At 30.7% G+C, this 23,981-nt stretch carries 25 protein-coding genes and 1 pseudogene; 3 read left to right on the plus strand and 23 right to left on the minus strand.

The window, feature by feature from the left end; all coding sequences use genetic code 11:
* Positions 1-44: 44 nt before the first annotated feature.
* From rpmA to IX290_RS06270, 7 genes are all read right to left on the minus strand, one after another.
* A complete protein-coding gene (gene rpmA / locus IX290_RS06240) occupies positions 45-329 on the minus strand; it encodes a 50S ribosomal protein L27 (protein ID WP_211492350.1) in 285 nt (94 codons plus the stop codon).
* Positions 330-665, minus strand: a complete 336-nt coding sequence (locus IX290_RS06245) for a ribosomal-processing cysteine protease Prp (RefSeq protein WP_211492374.1) — start codon at positions 663-665, stop codon at positions 330-332.
* 6 nt (positions 666-671) lie between these two features.
* Positions 672-983: a 50S ribosomal protein L21 gene (gene rplU, locus IX290_RS06250; RefSeq protein WP_211492351.1), complete on the minus strand. Its 312-nt coding sequence runs from the start codon at positions 981-983 to the stop codon at positions 672-674.
* A gap of 128 nt (positions 984-1,111) precedes the next feature.
* A complete protein-coding gene (locus IX290_RS06255) occupies positions 1,112-1,705 on the minus strand; it encodes a hypothetical protein (RefSeq protein WP_211492352.1) in 594 nt (197 codons plus the stop codon).
* A gap of 20 nt (positions 1,706-1,725) precedes the next feature.
* Positions 1,726-2,613, minus strand: a complete 888-nt coding sequence (galU, locus tag IX290_RS06260) for a UTP--glucose-1-phosphate uridylyltransferase GalU (RefSeq protein ID WP_211492353.1) — start codon at positions 2,611-2,613, stop codon at positions 1,726-1,728.
* A 26-nt stretch (positions 2,614-2,639) separates the two neighbouring features.
* Positions 2,640-4,601 carry a methionine--tRNA ligase gene (gene metG, locus IX290_RS06265; RefSeq protein WP_349290746.1) on the minus strand — a complete coding sequence of 654 codons (1,962 nt, stop codon included), beginning with the start codon at positions 4,599-4,601 and terminating at the stop codon, positions 2,640-2,642.
* 49 nt (positions 4,602-4,650) lie between these two features.
* A complete protein-coding gene (locus IX290_RS06270) occupies positions 4,651-5,310 on the minus strand; it encodes a lysophospholipid acyltransferase family protein (protein WP_211492355.1) in 660 nt (219 codons plus the stop codon).
* 327 nt (positions 5,311-5,637) lie between these two features.
* Here IX290_RS06270 and IX290_RS06275 point away from each other — a divergent pair, with 327 nt between their 5' ends.
* A complete protein-coding gene (locus tag IX290_RS06275; RefSeq protein WP_211492356.1) occupies positions 5,638-6,981 on the plus strand; it encodes a butyryl-CoA:acetate CoA-transferase in 1,344 nt (447 codons plus the stop codon).
* A gap of 70 nt (positions 6,982-7,051) precedes the next feature.
* On the opposite strand, the gene IX290_RS06280 is transcribed toward IX290_RS06275, so the two are convergent.
* From IX290_RS06280 to IX290_RS06300, 5 genes are all read right to left on the minus strand, one after another.
* Positions 7,052-7,555, minus strand: a complete 504-nt coding sequence (locus IX290_RS06280) for a flavodoxin (protein ID WP_211492357.1) — start codon at positions 7,553-7,555, stop codon at positions 7,052-7,054.
* 8 nt (positions 7,556-7,563) lie between these two features.
* The gene (locus tag IX290_RS06285) at positions 7,564-8,268 is read right to left on the minus strand and encodes a tRNA threonylcarbamoyladenosine dehydratase (RefSeq protein WP_211492358.1); all 705 of its coding nucleotides are present in this window, start codon (positions 8,266-8,268) and stop codon (positions 7,564-7,566) included.
* Positions 8,269-8,337: 69 nt separating this feature from the next.
* Positions 8,338-9,669, minus strand: coding sequence for an MATE family efflux transporter (locus IX290_RS06290; protein ID WP_211492359.1), 1,332 nt, complete (start codon positions 9,667-9,669; stop codon positions 8,338-8,340).
* 119 nt (positions 9,670-9,788) lie between these two features.
* On the minus strand, positions 9,789-10,406 hold the full coding sequence (locus tag IX290_RS06295; RefSeq protein ID WP_211492360.1) for a MarC family protein: 618 nt from the start codon (positions 10,404-10,406) through the stop codon (positions 9,789-9,791).
* Between the two features lie 11 nt (positions 10,407-10,417).
* Positions 10,418-10,828, minus strand: coding sequence for a hypothetical protein (locus tag IX290_RS06300; protein ID WP_211492361.1), 411 nt, complete (start codon positions 10,826-10,828; stop codon positions 10,418-10,420).
* Positions 10,829-11,041: 213 nt separating this feature from the next.
* On the opposite strand from IX290_RS06300, the gene IX290_RS06305 reads away from it, so the two are divergent.
* Complete coding sequence (locus IX290_RS06305; RefSeq protein ID WP_211492362.1) at positions 11,042-12,544, plus strand: ABC transporter substrate-binding protein; 1,503 nt, start codon at positions 11,042-11,044, stop codon at positions 12,542-12,544.
* 200 nt (positions 12,545-12,744) lie between these two features.
* Here the strand turns inward: IX290_RS06305 and IX290_RS06310 are convergent, their stop codons facing one another.
* The 8 genes from IX290_RS06310 to IX290_RS06345 form a co-directional block, all read right to left on the minus strand.
* Complete coding sequence (locus tag IX290_RS06310; RefSeq protein WP_211492363.1) at positions 12,745-13,695, minus strand: TIM barrel protein; 951 nt, start codon at positions 13,693-13,695, stop codon at positions 12,745-12,747.
* A gap of 11 nt (positions 13,696-13,706) precedes the next feature.
* Positions 13,707-14,483 carry an ABC transporter ATP-binding protein gene (locus tag IX290_RS06315; protein ID WP_211492364.1) on the minus strand — a complete coding sequence of 259 codons (777 nt, stop codon included), beginning with the start codon at positions 14,481-14,483 and terminating at the stop codon, positions 13,707-13,709.
* Positions 14,480-15,505, minus strand: a complete 1,026-nt coding sequence (locus tag IX290_RS06320) for an iron ABC transporter permease (RefSeq protein WP_211492365.1) — start codon at positions 15,503-15,505, stop codon at positions 14,480-14,482. The genes IX290_RS06315 and IX290_RS06320 overlap by 4 nt, the downstream gene beginning before the upstream one ends.
* A gap of 2 nt (positions 15,506-15,507) precedes the next feature.
* Complete coding sequence (locus IX290_RS06325) at positions 15,508-16,365, minus strand: ABC transporter substrate-binding protein (RefSeq protein WP_211492366.1); 858 nt, start codon at positions 16,363-16,365, stop codon at positions 15,508-15,510.
* 19 nt (positions 16,366-16,384) lie between these two features.
* Positions 16,385-17,053: an energy transducer TonB gene (locus tag IX290_RS06330; protein ID WP_211492367.1), complete on the minus strand. Its 669-nt coding sequence runs from the start codon at positions 17,051-17,053 to the stop codon at positions 16,385-16,387.
* 9 nt (positions 17,054-17,062) lie between these two features.
* Positions 17,063-17,473, minus strand: coding sequence for a biopolymer transporter ExbD (locus IX290_RS06335; protein WP_211492368.1), 411 nt, complete (start codon positions 17,471-17,473; stop codon positions 17,063-17,065).
* The gene (locus IX290_RS06340; protein ID WP_211492369.1) at positions 17,473-18,099 is read right to left on the minus strand and encodes a MotA/TolQ/ExbB proton channel family protein; all 627 of its coding nucleotides are present in this window, start codon (positions 18,097-18,099) and stop codon (positions 17,473-17,475) included. Before IX290_RS06340 ends, IX290_RS06335 begins: the two co-directional genes overlap by 1 nt.
* A 293-nt stretch (positions 18,100-18,392) precedes the next feature.
* On the minus strand, positions 18,393-19,739 hold the full coding sequence (locus tag IX290_RS06345; RefSeq protein ID WP_211492370.1) for an AAA family ATPase: 1,347 nt from the start codon (positions 19,737-19,739) through the stop codon (positions 18,393-18,395).
* 96 nt (positions 19,740-19,835) lie between these two features.
* Between IX290_RS06345 and IX290_RS06350 the strand changes: the two genes are divergently transcribed.
* Complete coding sequence (locus IX290_RS06350; protein ID WP_211492371.1) at positions 19,836-20,489, plus strand: murein L,D-transpeptidase catalytic domain family protein; 654 nt, start codon at positions 19,836-19,838, stop codon at positions 20,487-20,489.
* 83 nt (positions 20,490-20,572) lie between these two features.
* On the opposite strand, the gene IX290_RS06355 is transcribed toward IX290_RS06350, so the two are convergent.
* The 3 genes and pseudogenes from IX290_RS06355 to IX290_RS06365 form a co-directional block, all read right to left on the minus strand.
* Positions 20,573-21,280, minus strand: a complete 708-nt coding sequence (locus tag IX290_RS06355) for an MgtC/SapB family protein (protein WP_211492372.1) — start codon at positions 21,278-21,280, stop codon at positions 20,573-20,575.
* Between the two features lie 152 nt (positions 21,281-21,432).
* A pseudogene (locus IX290_RS06360) lies at positions 21,433-22,794 on the minus strand (amino acid carrier protein); the annotation flags it as partial.
* Between the two features lie 33 nt (positions 22,795-22,827).
* Complete coding sequence (locus IX290_RS06365; protein WP_211492373.1) at positions 22,828-23,553, minus strand: glycerophosphodiester phosphodiesterase; 726 nt, start codon at positions 23,551-23,553, stop codon at positions 22,828-22,830.
* Positions 23,554-23,981 lie beyond the last annotated feature (428 nt).

Genomic DNA, 23,981 nt, shown 5'->3' on the forward strand with positions numbered 1-23,981 from the left:
GCCCCAAATTTGATTTGGGGCTTTCAGATCTCATATTAAGTCAACTATTTTGCAGCGTATACAGATACTTGCTTTCTGTCTTTTCCTAATCTTTCGAATTTTACATATCCGTCAATTAGAGCAAATAGAGTGTGGTCTTTTCCCATTCCCATGTTATTACCTGGGTGGAAAGCTGTTCCTCTTTGTCTAACTATGATGTTTCCAGCTTTTACAACTTCTCCATCATATTTTTTTACTCCAAGATATTTAGGATTAGAATCTCTTCCGTTTTTAACAGAACCTTGTCCTTTTTTATGTGCAAATAATTGTATATTTAAAGTAAATTGCATCTATTTTTCCTCCTTCTCAACAAGCTTTATATTTTTAGGATAATCTTTTGATAAATTTCTTATCATTAATACCATGCTTTCGAGTAAAACATTAAGCTCTCGCTGTTTATCTCCAACATTCATATTACGTAAGTCCACATTTAGATATCCATCAGAGTCAATATCGAATCTAGGATAAATTCCTAATATGTCCTGCATTCCTCCTAATGGAAGCTGTAATGCCATTGATAGAGCAGCACAAACTATATCTTCTCCATATTCTGCATAGTTTGAGTGTCCGGTAGCTTTGTATCCTACAATTCTACCCTCATTTCTGAAAACTTCAACTTTTGTCATAAACAATTAAGCATTGATTGAAGTAACTTTAATTTCAGTAAATAGTTGTCTGTGACCTTTTTTTCTGTGGTATCCTTTTTTTGGCTTGTATTTGAAGTTAACTACTTTAGCACCTTTACCTTGAGCTACTACTTCTGCAACAACTTTTGCTCCTTCTACTACAGGAGTTCCAACTTTTACAGTTTCTCCGTTAGCTACGAAAAGAACTTCGTTTAATTCTACAGTTTCGTTAACTTCAGCATTTAGTTTTTCAACTCTTAATACGTCACCTTCTGTAACTTTGTACTGTTTACCACCAGTTTTTATAACTGCGTACATTTTAACACCTCCAAAAGTATTAACAAAATCGCTGAATAGGGTTGCTGATGACCTTATTTCATGCGTAATCTAGCATAAAGTTTATCATAAATGTCAAAGAAAGTCAATAGATTTTATCTATTTTTTTATTAATTTATACTCTCTTTTATCATCTCATTTATCTTAATACACTCTTCATTTTGAGTGTTGGCCAATTTTCCAAACATTGTATAGAATATAGTATATGCTACCAATGTTGATCCTAACCTTGAAGCATGTTTATCATCTCTAAAATAAAGATTAGCATCAGGATATTTATCTATATAGTTCCACCAAACTGTTCCTGCAGGAATTACTGGAACTCCCAGTTTTTCACCAGCTTCTAAATATCCCTCTGTCATATCTTTCTGTTTTTCACGTTCGCTCTTCAAAGTCCATGTCATATATAAAAGTATCTTGTTGTTATTGGAAATATTTGCAATATCTTTTATCTTCTTTGCAGAATTATATAATACCTCTTTATCAAATCCACTTTGTAAATGTTGTAATATTATATAATCATAATCACCATAAAGAATATTAAACCTTGTCTCAGGTTCATTGGCATGATAATCCAACCCCTTATATCCCCGTGCCAGCATTGTTACTTCAACAGGAATATTATTTTCTAAACATATCTGTTTAAAAATATAAGGCATATCATTATAGAAGGTATGACTATTTCCAATAAAAAGTACTCTCATTATTCCTCCAAAATAGCTTATTATTCCTTGTCAAGATCAAGTTCATTTTTTAAGTAATTTAAAAGTTCATCTCTTGTCTCTTCATTTTTTAGTCCAAATTCAATATTGGCTTTTAGTAATCCAAACTTATTTCCAATATCATATCTTTTTCCTTCAAAATTATAAGCTACTACTTTTTCTCCATCATTTAACATATCAAGTATTGAATCTGTAAGTTGTATCTCTCCACCTTTTCCAGGTTTAGCTTTTTCAAGATAATCAAAAATCTTTGGTGTTAGAAGATATCTTCCAAGACACGCAAGTTTTGACGGAGCTTTATCCACATCAGGTTTTTCAACGAAATCATTTATTTCAACAGTTTTATCATCAAGAGGTTTTGTAGGTGCAACTACACCATATTTAGAAACATCTTCCTCTTTAACTTCCTGACATCCTACAACACTTGATCCATACTTTTCGTAGTTTTCAATAAGTTGTTTTGATACAGGTTTTTCAGGATTATATATGATATCATCACCTAAAGCAATGATAAATGGTTCATCACCAACAAAAGGCTTAGCTTTTAATATAGCGTGTCCCAATCCTTTAGGATGATTTTGTCTAACATAACAGATATTTGCCATTGAAGATATCTTTTCCACTTTTTCAAGTAATTCATATTTTCCATCTCTTTGTAATGTTTTTTCAAGTTCAAATGAAAAATCAAAATGATCCTCAATAGAGTCCTTATTACGTCCTGTTACTATTATAATATCCTCTATTCCTGATTCAACCAATTCTTCTACTATATATTGTAATGAAGGCTTGTCAACAATTACAAGCATCTCTTTAGGTTGAGCTTTGGTTGCAGGAAGCACTCTAGTTCCCAGTCCTGCTGCTGGTATAACTGCTTTAGTTACCTTTCCCATTTCCCAATCTCCTTATATTTTGTTTATTATTTTGCTTTTGATCCTGGTTCTAATGAGCTGTCAACTTCAATCAGTTTTAATCCTTTTTCATTTTCAGCACTTAGAAGCATTCCTTGTGAAACTTCACCTTTCATCTTTCTAGGTTTTAAGTTTGTAACTGCAAGAACTTTTTTACCTACAAGTTTTTCTGGCTCTGGATAATATTTTGCAATTCCTGAAAGAATTTGACGAGTATGATCTCCAAGGCTTACTTTAAATTTAAGAAGCTTGTCTGCTCCTTTAACTTTTCCTGCCTCTAATATCTCAACTACTTGGATATTTACCTTGTCAAAATCTTCAATTCCTATAGCATTTTCTATTTTTAATTCTGGATCAACTTCCATTGGATCTTTTTCATCTTTAATATATTCTTCAACATCAAGTCTAGGGAATATTGGCTGAGCCTCTCCTAATCTATGTCCATTTTCAAATAGATCCCATCCATAGATATCATTTATTTTAGCATTTCTTATATCTTTTTTAATTCCTAACTGATCCCATATTTTTTGTGCTGCAGTTGGCATTGTTGGATATACTAAAACTGCTATTTGACATAATGCATCAATAAGGTGATTCATTACAACTAAAAGTCTGTCATGTTTCATTGGATCTTTTGCTAATATCCAAGGTTCAGTTTCATCTATATATTTATTCAATCTTGCAATATATTTCCATATTGCTTCTAGAGCTTTTGAATATTGAGCAACATTCATATATTCATCTACTTCTTCCACGATGTTTTCAAATGTTTTTTCAACGTCATTATCAATATCTTGTCCTGATTCTCCTTCAAGAACTATTCCATTGAAATACTTTTTATACATTCCAAGAGTTCTATTTAAAAGGTTTCCTAAATCATTTGCAAGATCTGAATTTATTCTTGTAACAACATTTTTAGTTGAGTAATCTCCATCGTTTCCAAATTGAACTTCTCTTAATAAACAGTATCTAAGAGCATCTACTCCATATTTTTCTGCTTCTTTTACTGGATCTACTACATTTCCCTTAGATTTAGACATTTTTTCTCCATTTGAAGTCCACCAACCATGTCCTACTACTTTATCTGGAAGTTTTTCTCCAGCTGATAATAACATACAAGGCCAGATAATAGCATGGAATCTGATAATATCTTTTCCTACTAAGTGCATAACTTCAGCGTTATTCCAATATTTATCAAATTTTGCACGATTATTTTCATAACCAACTGCTGTTAAATAGTTTGTTAAAGCATCAAACCATACATATGTTATATGCCCTGGAGCAAATTCAATTGGTATACCCCAAGTGAATGTATTTCTTGATATTGAAAGGTCTTGAAGTCCTTGTTTTATAAATGCAACTACTTCATTTTTTCTTGAACGAGGTAATATGAAGTCAGGATGTGTTTCTATATGTTTAAGTAGTGCATCTTGATATTTTGACATCTTGAAGAAATATGATTCCTCTTCAACCATTCTTAATTCTTTTCCACAGTCTGGGCAATGATTTCCATCTACAACTTGATTTTCAGGCACAAATGTTTCACATGAAACACAATATTTTCCTGAATATTTTCCTTTGTATATATCTCCATTTGCATTAACTTTTTCAAGAATTTTCTTTACAGCTTTTTTATGTCTTTCCTCTGTAGTTCTTATAAAATCTGAGTAATCAATATTTAATTTTTCCCAGATTGCTTTAAACTTAGGAGCCATAATATCTGTCCACTCTTGAGGTGTGCATCCTTTTTTCTCAGCTGTTTCCTGAATTTTTTGACCGTGTTCATCTGTTCCTGTTAAAAAGTATACATCATACCCCATAGTTTTCTTGTATCTTGCCATTGTATCTGCTGCTATTGTTGTGTAAGCACTTCCAATATGTGGGTCCCCATTAACATAATAAATTGGTGTTGTGATATAAAAGTTTTTTTGAGCGTTCTCTTCCTCAAATCTCTTACTAAATCTTTCAATTCTCTTGTCTAATTCTTTTTGTTTTTCTTTTTCTTGTTCTCTATCCACGTTATTCTCCTCTCCCATTGTAAATGTATTTTTCTGCTTCTGAATCTAATTTTTTTAGCTCTATCATAATTTTATTACAATATTCATTAATATCAGCATCTGGTGGTACTTCCATAGGTTTTCCCATTAAAAAAACCATTTTGGTAAATGGTTTTGGAAATTGAAATTTGTCCCAAGCCCTTTTAAAAATCCATTTGCTTTTGTATGCTGTGCCAGTAGGAACTATATACTTTTTTCCTTTCTGTGCTAGGTAAATCATTCCTGGTTTCACCTGATAAACAGGCCCTTTAGGTCCATCAACAGGAGTTCCTATATTATACCCCTTTTTCATATATCTAATTAGCGATATAAGACTTGCAGTAGAGTTCTTATCAGAGGATCCTCTTATCATCTCAAATCCCATTTTTTCCAAAGGTACAGATATAAGTTCACCATCTTTTGAAGGACTTGCAAGTACAGCCTTTTTCTTAATATCTCCTAAACATAAGGTGGGACCTAATAGTTTATTGTGCCAGAATGCAAAGATATAGCTTTCTTTTGATGTATCTATATTTTCATTGCCAACAATCTTTATTTTAAGAGTTTTTCTTACTATTTGTAACAGATAATATAGAAATAAACCATATCTTCTATACTTAGTAATCTCTTTTGATTCTGCCATATATTTCCCCCTCTGTAAAATATTCTGATACAATTATATCATAAAGCGAGACATTAAAAAAGAGTATTAAAATATTTTTAATAGAGATATATAAATATCTACGTATTTATTGACCTATTTTAATATACAAAAGAAAGATACATTAGCAAAAAAAAGAATAAAAACTAAAAAAGATGAAAAAATACCCTAAAAAAATAATTTTTAATTCATATTAGAAAATAATATAAAAAATTATACAATTTTTTTCGTTTTGTGGTAGAATTGAATATATGTGATATAAAGCAATAAATATTTATTGTTACAAAAAAGAAAAAGGAGTATGGTAAAATGACAGATTTTAAGAAAATGTACAAAGAAAAATTAGTTACTCCAGAAGTAGCTGCAGGAGTAATAAAATCAGGAGATGAAATCGATTACGGTTGGTGCGGAACTACAAACAGAGCTGTTGACAAAGCATTAGCTAAAAGAATGCCATCTTTAGAAAATGTAATTATCAGAGGAGGAATTCTTTTATGGGTTCCTGAAATTTTCAAAATTGACCATCCTGAAAAACACTTCACATGGTACTCATGGCACTCAAGTGGTATTGAAAGAAAATTAATAGATAAAGGTTTAGGATTCTACTCTCCTATCAGATATTCTGAAGTACCTAGATACTATAGAGATGGAGCTGCTAAGGTTGACGTTGCAATTATGCAAGTTACTCCAATGGATGAATCAGGATATTTCAACTTCAGCGTAAGCCCTTCTCACTCTGCTGCAGTATGTGAAGTTGCAAAACATATAATTGTTGAAGTAAACGAAAATATGCCAGTATGTTTAGGAGGATTCTCAAACACTATCCATATTTCAGAAGTAGATATGGTTGTTGAAGGAGAAAACCCTATGCCAGCAATTCTACCAGCACCTACACCTTCAGAAGTTGACATGAAAGTTGCTGAATTAATTGTTGAAGAATTACAAGACGGATGCTGTATCCAACTAGGAATAGGTGCAATGCCTACAGCAGTTGGTTCACTAATTGCTAAATCAAACTTAAAAGACCTAAGTGTTCACTCAGAAATGTATGTTGACGCATTTGTTGAAATGGCTAAAGCTGGAAAAATAACAGGAAAATATAAATCAATCAACCCAGGAAGACAAACATTTACATTCGCATCTGGTGGAGAAGAAATGTACAAATATCTACATAACAACCCAGAAATCATGGCTGCTCCAGTTGACTATGTAAACGACGTAAGAGTAGTATCTAGCATTGACAACTTCGTATCAATTAATAACGCTGTTGATATCGACTTATTTGGACAAGTAAATGCTGAAAGTGCTGGTTCAAGACACATAAGTGGTGCAGGAGGACAACTAGACTTCGTACTAGGAGCTTACCTATCAAAAGGTGGAAAAACATTTATCTGCTTATCATCAACTTACAAAACAAAAGATGGAACTTTAAAATCAAGAATCAGACCTACATTAGCTGACGGTTCAATTGTTACTGACACAAGAGCTAACGTTCAATATGTAGTTACTGAATATGGTAAAGTAAATCTAAAAGGACTAAGTGGATTTGAAAGAGCTAAAGCATTAATAAGCATTGCTCACCCTGATTTTAGAGAAGAACTTATTGAAGCAGCTAAAAAACTTCACCTATGGAAAGAAGGAGCAACTCTTTAATTTCTTAAAATAAAATAGTTTTACTAAAATAAAAAAAGCCAGGATTTTAAAAATCCTGGTTTTTTACTTATTAATTAAATAATGGTTTTATCTCTTCTAACCATTTTTCTATTTTTTCAGGAGTGTAATCTCCTTGATTTCCTTCATCTATTGCAAGTCCTACAAATTTTCCATCAATAACTGCTTCTGATTCTTCAAAACGGTATCCTTCAGTTGATGTAAATCCAACTACTTTTCCACCATTTTTAGTAACAATATCATAAAGCACTCTTATAGCTCCTACAAATGACTCTCCAAAAGCAAATTGGTTTCCAAGTCCAATCAATCCAACTACTTTTCCTGTAAAATCAATAGTTTTCATTTTGTCAGCAATTTTTGCCCAGTGTACTTGAAGCTCTCCAACTCCATAAGTTGGTGTTACTAAAATCAAGTTTTCATAATCTGACATTGTATCAATTCCATCAGCTACATTATGTACTTCATAATCATCTTTTCTAAGATAGTACTCTACCTCATCAACTATTCCTGTAGTTATACCTGAAGTTGTACCATAAAATATACCTATTTTTTTCATTTTTCCTCCTATAAATCACATAAATCTTTTATTACTTCACTAGCTATTATAAGCCCTGCAACTGAAGGAACAAATGAAACACTTCCAACATTGACTTTTTTCTCTCTGCTTCCTTCATTATTGTTAGGTTTTCTTGGATTTTCCTTAGAGTATACAACTTTTAATTTTTTTATCCCTCTATTCTTTAGTTCTTTTCTCATTACACGTGCTAATGGACAAACAGAGGTTTTATTTATATCTGCCACTTCCAACATTGTTGGATTAATTTTATTTCCAGTTCCCATTGAAGAGATTACAGGTATTTTTCTCTCATTTGCAATAGTTATAATATCAAGTTTATTAGTTACTAAGTCTATTGCATCTACTATATAGGAATAATTTTTCCCTTGAAAAATCTCGTCTATCTTATCTTTTGAAAATTTAATTGGATATTCATGTATTATAATATCTGGATTTATATCCTTAGCTCTCTCCTTTATCACAGAAGTTTTTAATTTTCCAACTGTGCTTTGAAGTGCTATTATCTGTCTATTTAAATTTGTGATATCAATAGTATCAAAATCTACAATGGAAATCTCTCCAACACCAGATCTCACCAGTGCCTCTACAACATATCCTCCAACTCCCCCTACTCCAAATACAAGTACGTGAGAAGATTTTAGTTTTTCAAGATTTTCATATCCTATTAAAAGTTCTGTTCTTTGAAAAATCATATATACCAACCTCATAATTATTTACTAGCCAAGTAAATAATACAATTTTTTTTAGAAAAAATCAATAGTTTAAATAAAACTCTTATTCTGCCATTTACGAGAACGCCATCTAAACAGCATTGCAAAACCTCTGCACCACTCATCTAGAGCATTTGCTATCCAAATTCCAACAAGTCCCATTCCAAAACTTATTCCTAAAATATATGAAAATGGTACAGCTACTATAAATATAAAAATAATTCCCATAAACATTGGAAACTTAATATCCCCAGCAGCATGAAGTGAGTTTATAATAACAATATTAAATACCCTTCCAACTTCCAAAAATATCATAAAAGGAAATATTTTTACAGAAGCATTTATAATTTCTGGGTTCTGTGTAAAGAAATTCATTATGCTATGCCTAAATAAAAATACCATTGAACTTACAGAAAATGCTAAAACTATAGAAAGGTAAAGACTCTTTAAACATTTTCCATAAGCTCTTTCAGTCTCATGTGCTCCTACAAGCTGACCAACCTGAATAGCTGTACCTTGTCCCAATGCAATTGAGAAAGTCATAACGAAACTTGCAAGGAGCATCAGATAAGTACGTGAAGTTATCATAACTGGACCCATTGTATTTACAAAAGACATGATGATAACCTGTCCAAAGTTCCAAGCTATATTTTCTCCAGCTGTAGGAATTCCTATTGATAAAATATTTTTTATTACATGAAATGGAAATGGCTGTAGAAATTTTCTTCTGAATTTAAAATTACAGTATCTGCTCATAACAAAAAATGCTACAACACAACCAATAGCTCTTGATACCACTGTAGATATCCCTACTCCTGTAGGTCCAAGTATTGGCATACCAAGCCATCCAAATATAAACATACCATTACCAACTATATTTAAAAGGTTTACACCTATATTTACATATAACATCTGTTTAGGATTTCCATGACTTTTCATAACAGCACCACAAGTTAAGGTTAATGCTTGAAATACACATAATCCTCCAACTAATAGAAAATAAACTTTTCCTACAGATATAAGTTCTGTTGGAAGTTGTATCATCTTGAGTATAAATTTCCATCCAACTGCATATATGGCACCTAATACAAGTCCCAATATAAGATTTAATAAAAGGGCTACTGTAATTACTTCCTGCACCCTTTTCCTGTTTTTGGCACCAATAAATTGTGCACACAGTATACTTGTAGCAAGATTTATAAATCCAAAAATTGAGTTCTGAATATTAAGAATCTGGCTTATTCCTCCCACTGCACCTACTGCTTCATCACTGTAATGACCTAACATAACTGTATCCACATTTCCAACTATTGTTATTAAAAGCAATTCGAAGAAAATTGGAATAGTTAATGAAACTAAAGATTTAATTCTAATTTTACCCATTCTTTCACCTATTTTAAAATTCCTCTAAAAAAATAAAGAGGTAAATATCATCACAATATTTACCCTTTTGTCGCTAAATATTAGTATATCACAAAATCTCTCTTATTCAATAATTTTAATTACCCTTTATATATCTTTAACGCTTCAAATAAACCAGCAAAAAATATTCTAAATCCCAATGCCAGTATAAAAATCTGCATCACTCTTGACAAAATATAAAGAACTAGTTTTCCAACTATCCTTTCAATATAGTTCCCAAGCCAGCAGATAAAATAGATTACTATAAATGCAAAAACTATAGCAAGCATATCTACTACCACCCCATATTGAGACCTTGTAATAAGTGTAGTAGTAAGTACTCCTGGTCCAACTAACATTGGAAATGCCATAGGAATTATCGCTTTTTTTATCTGTTCATCAAAACTTACAGCATCACTTTTTTCCTTCTCTGTCTCTGGAAAAATTATATTTTTAGTAGCAATAACTATAAGTATAAGTCCTCCAGCCATTTTAAGCTCATCCATACCTATTTGATAAAATTTTGTCATTAAAAAATTACCAACAAGGCTGAATATCAAAGTTATTAAAAAAGCTGTCAATACTACAACATTTAATATTTTAGTCTTCTTCTCCTTATCCATTCCTTCAGTCATACCAATAAAAAGTGGTACATTACCAAAGGGATTCAAAATTGCAATAAGTGTCAATGTACTTGTAAAAACTGCTGTTAGATTCATAACTTCCCCTCCTATAAATCTTCAGATATCTTCCAGATTAACTCCTCTTTTACCTCGTTATATCCTTTTAACATTGATATTTTATAATTATCTCCATATAGTTTTATTTGAATATTATAAAATTCATCAGTAATATTTTTCTTTGTAACTAGGCTTTTATCAAATATTGGAGCCCTTTTCTCCTCTTTTCCATCAATAATGACAATAAACATTCCTTTATTGTAATCTTTTAATACTACCTCTCTTATTTTTTCCTCATTTTCCCTTTGAATAGCTTTTTCTTTTCTATTTTCAGCATTTTTTCTTTTATTTTCAGTTAAACGTTTAAATTTTTTCTCTTCCAGCAATCTTTTTGCTTTCTTCATTTTTTTATTTTTAGAGTATGCTTTTCCTTTTGGTTTGTCTTTACTAATAATCTCCATCAATAATCTCCTTCTATACATCTTTATTCGATATTGTTATATTATAACATAATTAATATAATTTTATCTATATTTTTATACAGACTTCTTATTTAAACAGTATCACCATATTTTTAAAAATAAATATTATTTTATTTTTGAATAGTTATTGAAATACTAGAAAAATATAGTATAATTTTACTAACTATATAACATCAACAAAGGGAGGATTGTATGAAAAAAAAATTTTTCACTTTATTAACATCAGTTCTGTTATTATTTCTAGCCTTATTTTCAACATCATTTGCATTTGATAATAATACTTTAATTGTTGCTCAGGGAGCAGATATAAAAAGTCTGGACCCAGGTGCTTCTAATGATGTTCCTTCTCATAGAGTTTATCTACATATTTATGATACTCTGGTACAAAGGGATAAAAATGGAAATCTTGTTCCTGGACTGGCAACATCATGGGAACAGAAAGATCCCCTTACTTTAATATTACACCTTAGAAAAAATGTTAAGTTTCACAATGGGGAACCTTTTACATCAAAAGATGTTGTTTTTTCATTGGAAAGAGCTAAAAAATCACCAGCTATAATGACATTTTACAAAGATATCGATCAAATTAAACCTTTAGATGATTATACTGTAGAGATCACAACTAAAAAGCCTTTTGGTCCACTTTTAGGATATCTGGCTCATAAAGGTAGTGCAATCTTAAATGAAAAAGCTGTAAAAGAAGCAGGAGACAACTACGCACAACATCCTATTGGTACAGGACCTTACAAATTTGTGGAATGGAGATCAGGAGACAGAATAATATTAAAGGCAAATCCTGATTACTTTGGTGGAAAACCTGCAACTGAAAATCTTATTTTCAGAGTTATAACTGAGGGAACAAATAGAACCATAGCACTTGAAACTAAAGAAGTGGATATAGCTTATGACATTGAACCTATTGATATAAACTATGTAAAATCAAACTCAAATTTAAAACTTGTTGAAAGCCCATCTATAGGTATTAATTATTTAGGATTCAACACTCAAAAAGAACCTTTTAACAAAAAAGAAGTTAGACAGGCAATTGCTTATGCAATAGACGTTCCAAGCATTATAAATGCTGTATATTTAGGTGCTGCAACTCCTGCAAATTCACCAGTACCAGCTGGTGTTCCAGGATATGATAAAGATGCAAAACAATATAGCATAAATTTACAAAAAGCTAAAGAACTTTTAGCTAAAGCAGGATATCCAAATGGATTTAAAGCAAAAATATCACTTAATGATACTAATATTAGAAAAGATACTGCTGTTATTTTACAAGATCAACTTAAACAAATTGGAATAGACCTTGAAGTTGAAGTTCTTGAATGGGGTGCTTATCTTGATAAATTAGCAAGAGGAGAACAAGATATGTTTCTACTTGGATGGACTTCATCTCCTGACTGTGATGTTTGTCTATATGCACTATTCCACTCATCAAATCTAGGAAGTGCTGGAAATAGAACTTTCTATGTTAACAAAAAAATGGATAAGCTACTAGATGATGGAAGAACAACCACTGATCAGGAAGTTAGAAATAAGTATTATAAAGAAGCACAAAATATAATTCAAGAAGATGTACCTATGTTTGTTATTGTATATCCATACAAAAATGCAGGAATGCAAAAGAATATTAAAAACTTCTATCTTGACCTTGAAAATGAACATAGACTGTTCCAAGTTGCAAAATAAATATAAAATTGAAAATAATTTTCATTAAACTGGATATTTGAATTTTTTTTTAATTTTTTATTGCAATATCTATTAAATATAGTATAATGATAGTAATATAGGTTATGCTGAGGTAACACTTCAATTAATAAGTGTATAACTCTTTTTATAACATATTAAAAAGCTGGCTTGCAATTATTTGCGAGTCAGCTTTTTCCTTTTTATAAACCTGCAATACAGTTATCCTGTATCTCTATTTTTCTATTTAAATCCTCTTTATCTGTTGAGATAAATTCATATATTACATATTTTAATGGAAGCTCATTTAAAATCTCTACTATTTTTTCATTTTCAAAAGCCTGGTGCGAATCTATTTTTGATATATGTGGGTATACTTTTCCCATAGCCTCATCAAGTGTTATATTATTATGTTTTATACATTCCCTTTTAACATACTCTCCTGACATTGAAAAATTAAGATGTACAGCATAAATCTTATTCTTGTATTCTCCAAGTTTTTTTAGATTATCCTTAATATAACTTATCCCTGCCTCAGAACTTTTTAAATCCAGATTATTATTGAGCATATGTCCAGTATCTAATAGAAATCCTTTAGGAGAATAATTGATATTTTTCATAAGATAGTCTGCTTCTTCATAATTATCAAGCCTTAATCCTGGCCACCACAAATTTTCCAAAAGAAGAGTAAATTTAAACTTTCTTCCCTTAAATAACTCATTTATAAAATTTACAACTTCCTGTAAAACTTCCATATTTGAGTATTCAAAATTATAGTGCATACTCTCTTTAATATAGATATTACAAGGATGAAATACAATATATTCAGTTTCTAATTCACTTGCTCTTTCAAGTTCTTTTTCATAGTACTCCATAAGCTCTTTTTTAGTAGTACCACCACACAGATCTCTTATATTTTCTTCAGTTTCCAATTCAGAATAAAGTTTTTTATAATTTTCTCTATACAGATCTACCCAGCATGGAAAAAATCTTAAATGATACCCTTTAATACTATCTTTAAGAGAGATAAGATTTTTATCTGTAAACTTTATCATTTCAAATCCATCAAAATTATATCTATCCTTATAATATTCCATATTTTCACTAATTTCATCTAAAGATGAAAAATCACACATATTAAGCAGTTTATACATTGTATCTCCTTTTATAGAGTACAAAAATCAAGTCTGTTATTGATGCTATTTTTGTATACTCTCACATCTATATTATAAATTTTCTTTAGATTTTCCTCAGTAATAACCTCTTCAGGGGTTCCACACTGTATTATTTCTCCCTCTGAAAGTAAAATAAGTCTATCACAATATTTTATCGCAGTTCTTAGATTATGAATTATGGCAATTATTGATTTTCCCTCTTCTTTTACTCCCTGCAATATTCTAAATATCTCATCTTCATATTTCATATCAAGACTGGCTGTGGGCTCATCTAATAGTACTATCTGAGCTTCCTGTGTCAAGGTCTTAGCAAATAATACCCTCTGCCTTTCACCACCTGAAAGGCTTAAAATAGACTTGTCCTCAAATTTCAAAGTATTTGTAAGCTCCATATATTTTCTTGCTATCTCCATATCCTTTTTAGAATATTCCTGAAATTTATCAAGATATGGATATCTACCTAATACAACAACATCTATACATGGAAAATCAAAACCAATATTTGTATTCTGATTCATAAATGATATATTTCTAGCAAGTTCTTTATCCTCAAACTCTGATATATCCTTTCCCTTCACTTTTATTGTTCCACTGTTTTTTTCATTTATATTGTTAAGTGTCTTAAGAAGAGTAGTTTTCCCTGAACCATTTGGTCCAATTACCCCAACTATCTCTTCACTGTACATATCAAAAGATATATTTTTCAATATCTTTTTTCCATTTCTTTCAAAGGAAATATCTCTTACTTCTAATCTTTTCTCTCTCATATTCCCCTACCCTCACTACGAATCTTCATAATCAGATATATAAAATATGGTGCTCCTATAAGACAAGTTATTATTCCTACACTTATCTCTTTTGGTGCCAGTGCAATTCTCGATACCAGATCACTTAAAACAAGAAAAAATGCTCCTGCTAAAAATGAACTTTTTAGAAGTTTTCTATTATCCGACCCAATGATTTTTCTTAAAATATGTGGAACAATAAGTCCAACAAATCCTATGTTTCCAGCAATACATACAGCTACAGATGTTAGAAATGCAACTACTGCCAATATTTTTCTTCTGGTTTTTCTAATATTTACTCCTACAGATTTAGCCTCTTCATCTCCTAAAAGTAAGATATTCAGTTCTTTCCCATAACTCATAAGAATTAGGCTCAATAGCAATACTGGCCCTACTCCATAATAAAAGTGTTCCCATCTCAAACCACTTAAATTCCCAATTGACCAAAAAAGATACTCTTTTATTTGAGAATCTACCAATGATGTAAGTATAAATGCTGAGATAGCACCAACAAAACTGCTTATAGCAATTCCTGATAATACCAAAAGTATTGAATCTGCCTTACCTCTAATCACTGAAAATCTATAAATTATTCCAGCTATTAAAAGAGCAAAAATTATTGCAAGAATTGGCATACCAAATATAAATTTAGTAGTTATTCCTGTTGCTATTGCAATTATAGCTCCTAAACTTGCACCACTTGATATTCCAATTATTCCAGCATCTGCTATTGGATTTTTAAGCATACTCTGTATTGCACACCCACATATTCCCAAAGCACCACCTACTAATGTAGCACACATCACTCTGGGAAAACGTACATAAAAAACTATTGAAGTAAAGTTTTTTCTCGATATTTCAAAATCTGTTCTAAATATCTTATTTACAATTATTTTTAATATATCTGGCAATGGAACTTTTACAGCTCCATAAAATAACGAAATTAGTATAATTCCAATTAACATTAAGGAAATAATTATATTAAATTTTCCTTTTTTAAACATTATTAATCCTCCAACTGATAAACGACCTTTGCCATTTCTTCTATACCACCTATCATATATTGTGAAGTTGGTGATAATTTTTTATACGGAATTCCATATATATTTTTATTTTTTACTGCATTCATATCTCTAAAACTTGAATCTTTTAAAAGATAATCAAAAAATTTGTCATTATCTAGATTATTTGACCACACAGGAACAATTATCACATCAGGATCCAGTTCAATTACTTTCTCCTTAGATATCTTTTGAAAACTATTTACTCCACTACCAACTACTGGATTAACTCCTCCAATTAATTTTACAAGATCATTAAAGCTTGTATTCTCATCACTTGTTGTTTCATATGGAGTATAAAGCATCACTTTAGGCTTGTACTGAAGTCCAAGTGCTTTTATTTTCTCCTGCACTTTTTTAACTCTTCTATCCATATCATTAACTATCTCTTCTCCCTTTTTTTCCTCTCCAACAGTTTTAGCAAGATCTAATATAATCTTCTTTTGCTCTGCATAAGTTTTAGGAGTTTTATAGATATATACATCTATTCCAGCATCTTTTATACTCTGAAGATAGCTTGAATCAATCCAATCTGCTCCAACAACAAGATCAGGATTAAGACTTAAAAGTGTTTCAAGATTTTTCTCTATCTTTGGAAATTTTTTAGCAATTTCAGGAATATTTGACATATCCTTATCTTCACTTATTTTTCCAGAGAGTCCAACTATTCTTTCAGGTGCTACTAAAGCTGTTAACATCTCATCACTGCTAAGATTTAATGAGGCTATGTGCTTATATTGACTTTCCCCAAAAGATGTTATAAACAGGAGAACAGTAAATAGTATTACCAGTATTTTCTTCATATAATATCCTCTCTTTAAACTATCCATTTTTTACATTAAATCTAAAATCTTTATAAAAATACATTTTTATTGGTTTTCCATGATATATAATAGGAGCAAACTCCCATTTATATAACGCTTTTTCTACTTCTTTATGGAACCCATATCTTTCAAAGTTATCTAAAAATATAACTTTCTCTACTTTTCCATCCAGTCCTACTAAAAATTTAGTTTTTATTACAACTTCATCTTTGAAACCTACTTTTTTAGCCATCATAGGGTATTTTGGATCCACTTCTCTTCTAATTTGATATCCAAATCCTCCCATATTCTTCTGGTCTCCAACATAGGTTCCTCCTTCTACACCCATCCCTGAGAATGGATTTGATGGAGCGGAAACTGTCTCTTCTTCTACAGATTCCTCTTTTGTATCTTGAATTTTTTCCTCTTTAACTGCTTTTACTCTCTTTGGATTTTTCTTCTCCTCTTTTTTAATGGTCTTCTTTTTCTTAGGCTTTACCTCTTCCTTTTTTTCCTCTTTCTTTTCCTGATGTAAAGCAGGAGGAGCCTGAGCAGGACCCATATTAAGTTCATTTAAATAAACAGTTACATTCTTACTGTCTACTATCTTTCCCTCAGGTGCAGAACACTGAAATACAGAAAAAATAACAATTATATGCAGGATAAAAGAAAGTATATAAAATTTCATTTCTATCACCTACTTTATAGTATTAATCTCTATTTTTTCTATTCCTGCATTTTTAACCTGTCCCATAGTTTCAATAACAACTTCATATCTCAGATCTTTATCAGCACTTATTACTAAAACACGGTCTTTACGGCCTTCCATTACCTCTCTTACCTTTTCAACTAAATTCTCTTTAGTTATTTCAATAGATGTATCTCCAGTCTTTATAAAATAATTTTGATTTCTATCTATTATAAGTTCCACTTCTGTCTCTATCTTATCAGCAGCCTGAACATTTGACTGTGGAAGATTCATATCAAATTTTGTATACTGACTGAATGTTGTTACAAGCATAAAAAAGATTAAAAGTTGAAATACAACGTCTATGAGAGGTGTCAAATCTGGATTTATCATCCCTTTACTTCTCTGAAGTTCTCTCATTATCTTTTTTCATCTCCTCTATCTTTTATATTAATCAATGCTGTTGAAGTCTTTTCTATCTCTAACATTATCTTATTTACTTTTCTATTAAAAGTATGGTATGCAATAATAGCTGGAATTGCTATTAATAGTCCTGCAGCAGTTGTAACCAGAGCTTCTGATATACCATTTGCAACTACATTTGGATCCCCAGCTCCCTGTAAAGCTATTGCTTTAAATGATTTAATCATTCCAAGAACAGTTCCTAAAAGTCCAGCCATAGGAGAGATGTATGCTACTACTCCTAAGATTGAAAGTCTTTTTTCCAATACTTCAATCTGCTCCAAAGCTTTTTCTTTCATCAATTTTTCCTTACTTTCATATAGATCATTTTCATTTTTATATGCAAGTAAAATAGCTTTTATAGTTCTTGATACAGAGTTATTAACAGTGTCACAAAGAGCGATAGCTTCATCCTCTTTATGCTCTCTTACCAATTTTATAATATTATCTTTAAACTCCTTAGTTGTCTTCTTTTCATGTAAAAGAAAATAACTAATTCTCTCTAAAATAGTCCCCAATCCCAATATAGATAAAACAGCTAGAAGCCACATCATAGCTCCGCCTTCAATAAAATAATTATACATTTATACCTCCTGAAATAAATAAAAAAACTTTCCAAGAAAATAGAATAAAGGCTCCATCTTAATGGAAAGTCTGTTTTTGTCAAAATTGTGACTTTTGTCTCTTTTATAATTATTTAACCTCTGTGAGATTTTAACTCACTTCCTTTATTAAATAACCAGGTGTTTATTTAACTGACGTATATTGTAGTAAATATTTCGCTTTTTGTCAATAACCCTTTTCCTGATTATTAATAATCGGAATATTCAAATAAATTAATATCTATGCAATAAATAGTTTCTATTCACTTTCTTTATTATTCAAATATTTTTCTTACTTTATTTTCCAGTCTTCCAGGTAGTTTATAATCCTTCACACTTACTGTTTTCAATGCATAAAAAGGTTTGTTCTTATAATTTTTTCTCTCACGGTTTTCTGAATAGATCTCTTCTTCAATATCATTTTCAAATTCTACATAACTACCTATATTTTTATTTATACAATTTTGAATAGTCTGATTTTTTCTATTTGAATTTTCCAACTCTTCAGGGCTTCTCCAAAGGTGATTATCTTTGTCATACACTGCTATATATGGAATAGAGAAAATATTTAGAAGTTTTATAAATTGAGGTATCAAACTTTTACTACCACATTCAACTATAGAGTAGTCATATTTAAATATTCCCAATCTCTTAGCAAGATAACCTAAAACTATTTTATCTGTCTGTCCTTCAACTAATATCACTTTCTTGGCAAAGAAAAGTTCACTTCTGTCAGGATTAATCCAATAGTTCATATTGAAATTTTTTATCTCATCATCATGGAATAGTTTTCCTCTAAATTGAAAAGCTTTTGTTCCACGTTTTTTCTCTTTTCTGATTATACAGATAGATCTATAATGATCCAGACTCACAAAATTACTTGAGTGTGTTGTTACATATACCTGACCTCCCAACTTGCATATACTGCTTAAACAATGGAATAGTTCTTTCTCTCTTTGAGGATGCAGATATAATTCTGGCTCTTCATATATAAGTATTGTATCTTCTAAAATTGCTCTTTTTGCTTTTTCTGATTGAGCTGAAATTTCACAGATTATTTCAAATATAAGATTTCTATATAATCCATGGCTCGTATAATCCCTTTGAAGCTCATTAAAAATACGATTTATCTTTCTAAATGATTCATTTTCCTCTATATTTCTCACGTCCAGATTATCTAAAAGATTACGTATAAAAAACTCAGTCTCTTCAAGTTCAGAAACTGTAGGAATAAACAGAACTGGCGTCATTTTAACTATTGTAATATACTCGTCCTCTGATATTTCAATCCACTCATTAGTATATCTACAGTAATATTTTGGCCCATGCCCTAATCTCTGATATACTTTTATCCAGAAATTTTTATAGTTTACCTTTTCTCCATGGACACTAAACTTTTCTCTCTTTCTATTATAAAATCTTCCCTCAACCTGAAGATATAGCTCACCATTTCTAAAATCTCTACTTCTTAAACCTCTATGATTTAAAAAATACATAATAGCTGACATTATGCTTGATTTACCACTGTTACTCTGACCTATAAACAGCATCAGATTTTCAAAATTTATAACTGTACTCTTTATACATTGCCAATTTATAATTCTCATTTCCTTTAAAAACATAAAGTACCTCCTAAGACATTCTCTTTCTTATTGACATTTGTACCAAAAAAAAATATAATTTAGTAAAAGCTTTTCAAGTTAAGGAGTGGGTAACATATGATAAAAAAAGTGCTTTTAGGTTTAACTTTACTAAGCTCACTGGCATTTGGTGAAACATTTAAAACTGATCGACAGATTAAAAATCTATATAATCAATTACATATTCAGAATAAACTTACTTATTCAACCTTTCATAAAGCTATTAAAGGGTATAATAAAATCCAGAATAAAAAAGAAGGAACAATTACAATTGTGGATTTTGCTAAACCCTCAAATGAAGAAAGATTTTTCGTAATTGATCTAAATCGTAAAAAAGTCGACTATTCCACATATGTTTCTCACGGGAAAAATTCAGGTGTAGTAGATGCTGTAAAATTTTCAAATATTGCGAATTCATATCAAAGTTCTCTAGGATTTTATCTTACATCAGAATCTTATGAAGGAAATAATGGATACTCTCTAAGACTTAATGGTCTGGAACCTGGAATAAATTCAAATGCACTTAAAAGAAATATTGTAGTGCATGGTGCAGATTATGCAACAAAAGAATTTATTGATAAATATGGTTTCCTTGGAAGAAGCCTCGGTTGTCCGGCTATTCCAAGCAATATTTCAAAAGAAGTCATCGACTATATTAAAGGTGGTACAGTGTTATACATAAACGGTGATGATGCTCATTATTTTGAAAAAAGTGCCTATGCTTCACTATAAAACCTTTCTATACTATAATTATAACACTAAATTAAATATTTTCACATATATAAAAACTCTCCCATCTCTGGGAGAGTTTATTTTTATACATGCACCTGTTCTACACATTCACATAGAGACAGCTGAGTAACTATATCAAATTGATTCATTTGTTTAGGAACAAGAAGAGTATAAGTTGCTACTCTGTTATCATAACTTTTATCAAGTTTTTTTAGTTGAACATTAAGTTCTTTTAATTTTTCATAATTTTTTACCATTGCCTGTCCTAAATTTGCATCTGGTTTAAAATGAACTTCAACTTTTACTATATGTTTTCTCTCTATTAAGATAACTTCTAATTTTTTTAGAATTACAAGAACTATTATAACTGCAATTACCGCTGGTATTGCAATATTATAAAATCCCCAACCTATTCCTAATCCAACACACCCAGTTGTCCAAATTGATGCTGCAGTAGTAAGTCCTCCAATAACTCCTTTATCTCTCATTATTGTTCCAGCACCTAAAAATCCGATACCACTAACTACCTGTGCTCCAATTCTTCCCAGGTCAGTTTTCATAACCTGTGCAACTTCTGGAAATTGTAATGTATAATTATGAAGATTGATTCTCAATTGATCTTGAACCATTGATACGATAGCTGCTCCTAAGCACACTAATATATGTGTTCTAAAACCTGCTGGTCTATTTTGATGTCCACGTTCATAACCTATTATTCCACCAATAAAGATTGACATCAAGATTCTAATGCAGATTTCCTGTAAAGTTAAAACATCACTGAAAGTATTCATATTCTCACGACTCCTCTATTTTAAAGCCATCTGATAAAAGTACTGTACTTCAGTGATGCAGATACTTTTAGCCTTTATCTAAATAGCTTAAATTAATCTTTCTTTTCTTGTGTTACTAAGCATTCTTCTGCATTTGCAGAACATCCTTCAGCTTTTTTTGCTCCTGGATAAAATTTTGGATTTGAAAAATAATCCTTAGTTTCTCTTGCTACTTGAGGGAATAAAATTATAAGTGCAATTAAGTTAGGTATTATAACAAGTCCCATAGCTAAATCCTGAATTGTCCATACAAGGTTTATTTTTGTAACTGCTCCAACTATACATAAAAATGGGAATACATATTTTACTTTATCAGTAACTTTAGGTCCAAATGCATAAGTAAAACTTTTTGCTGCGTTAAACCATTGTCCCATTAAAGTTGTGAAACAGAAAATTAAAAGTGCAAATGTAGCAACGTGTTTTAATGGACTCCATACAGTTCCAAATGCTGTAATTGCCATAACTGTTGGAGCTGTATCAGTTTTATAAATTCCTGTTACTCCTACTACCAATGCTGTAATTGTACATATTACTATAGTATCAACAAATACTTCTGTTACTCCAGCAATTCCCTCTTCACAAGGGTGATCAACCATTGCTGAACCATGTGCAAATGGTGCTGTTCCTTCTCCAGCTTCATTTGAATACATTCCACGTGCAATACCAAATTGCATAGCTTTTGCTATTACTACTCCACCAGTTCCTCCAGCTACTGCTTTAAATGAGAAAGCTTCTGTAAATATCTCTCTTATGATATTAGGAACTTCTTGAATGTTTAATATTATAACCAATATTCCAACAATTATATAAAATATTGACATAGAAGGTACTAAAGATGTTGCAAGGTTAGCAATTCTCTTTAATCCACCTAATATAATTGTAAGTAGGAAGCATATTAAAATAATTCCTGTTATCCATGTAGGTACATTGTAGTTTGAAGCTAATATACCAGAAATTGTATTAGATTGAACTAAGTTTGCTCCCATCATTTTAACACACATAAGTATTGCAATAACTACTCCAAGCCATGGTGCTTTAAGTCCATCTCTAATATAGTACATAGGACCACTTAGAAGATTTCCTTCAGAGTCTTTACCACGATATAGTTGTGATAATACAATCTCTCCGTATTTAAGAGCCATTCCAAAACAAGCTGCTGCCCACATCCAGAATACTGCTCCCATTCCTCCAGCTGCTATAGCTGTAGCAATTCCAACTACGTTTCCTCCACCAACGTTTCCAGCAAGTGTAACCATCATTGCTTTAAATGTTGAAAGTGAACCAGAACCTCTGTCAACATTTCTATTTTTAAATGAATCGATTAAAGTTTTCTTTATGATAAATTTAAAATGTCTAAATTGTACAAATCCATTTGTGAAAGTGTATAATACTCCAAGTGATAATAGTATATATACAAGCCATCTTCCCCACAGCCATTTATTTAAAGTAGTTAATATTAATTCTAAATTGTCTATCATTGTTGTCGTTTCCTCCAAAATTTATTAAGTTTATTTTTCCATTATTATCTTTTTAGCTAAATCTGGATAGTTACCAATTATTGCATCTATCCCGTGAGATATAAGATATCTCATATCCTCTTCTTTGTTAACTGTCCAAGTATTTATTTCCAATCCATAAGATTTTAGCTCATCTATAACTTCTGGAATCAAATTGTTAAATCTTGGGTGATAACATTGTACCCCATGAGAATGTGTATATTTTCCAGCATCTATAATCCAGTCCTCTGAAAGGAATCCATATTTCATTTCTGGAGCTAATTTTTTCATTCTCATTACTGAAAAATGATTAAAGCTTGATATGATAATTCTATCTTGAAGACCAAATTCTTTAATCATATCCCATACTTTCTCTTCAATACCAAGATACTCATTTATTCCTGTTTTTAATTCAATATTTGTTACAATATCTAAATCTTTAACAAGTTCAAAATATTCTCTCAGTGTTGGAATCTTATTAAATCCCATTTTCCCAGTATAAATATATGAAGCATCAAATTTAGATAATTCTTCATAAGTATACTCTACTACATATCCTTTTCCATTTGTAGTACGGTCAATAGTCTCATCATGGATTATTACTACTTCTCCATCTTTTGTAAGCTGTACATCTAGCTCAATACCGTCTACTCCCTCTGCTATAGCTTTTTCAAAAGCAAGCATAGTATTTTCCGGATATTTGCCACTAAATCCACGATGTGCAAAATTCTTAGTCATCATAAGCCTCCGTATAATGTTTAGTTTGATTCTCTTATAGCAAATATCATGTGTTACCATCTATTTGTTGATAATCGAATTTATAATAAAAAAACTTGGGATTAAAAAAACGCTTTTAGTCTCCTAAAAGGTAGAATAGCGCCTCCACATCTCCCAAGCTATATTTCATTCATTTATAGAGTACTCTTTTTTCAACTCTTTGTCAATTGTTTTTTGAAAAAATATGTACTAATTCTGTCTTTTGAATTCTATAAAAGAATATTAAAGATAAAAAGAGTGCTATATATTATTACATTTTCCTTTTTTAGATTGTTTACATACTGAAAAGTGAAATAATTATTCACTATTCTGTAATTATTTTATACAACTCTAAAAACACGTCTAATTTTACTGTTTTTTCATACAAAAGTCAATTTATTTATGACAAA

Source organism: Fusobacterium sp. DD2 (assembly GCF_018205345.1).
GTDB lineage: Bacteria > Fusobacteriota > Fusobacteriia > Fusobacteriales > Fusobacteriaceae > Fusobacterium_A.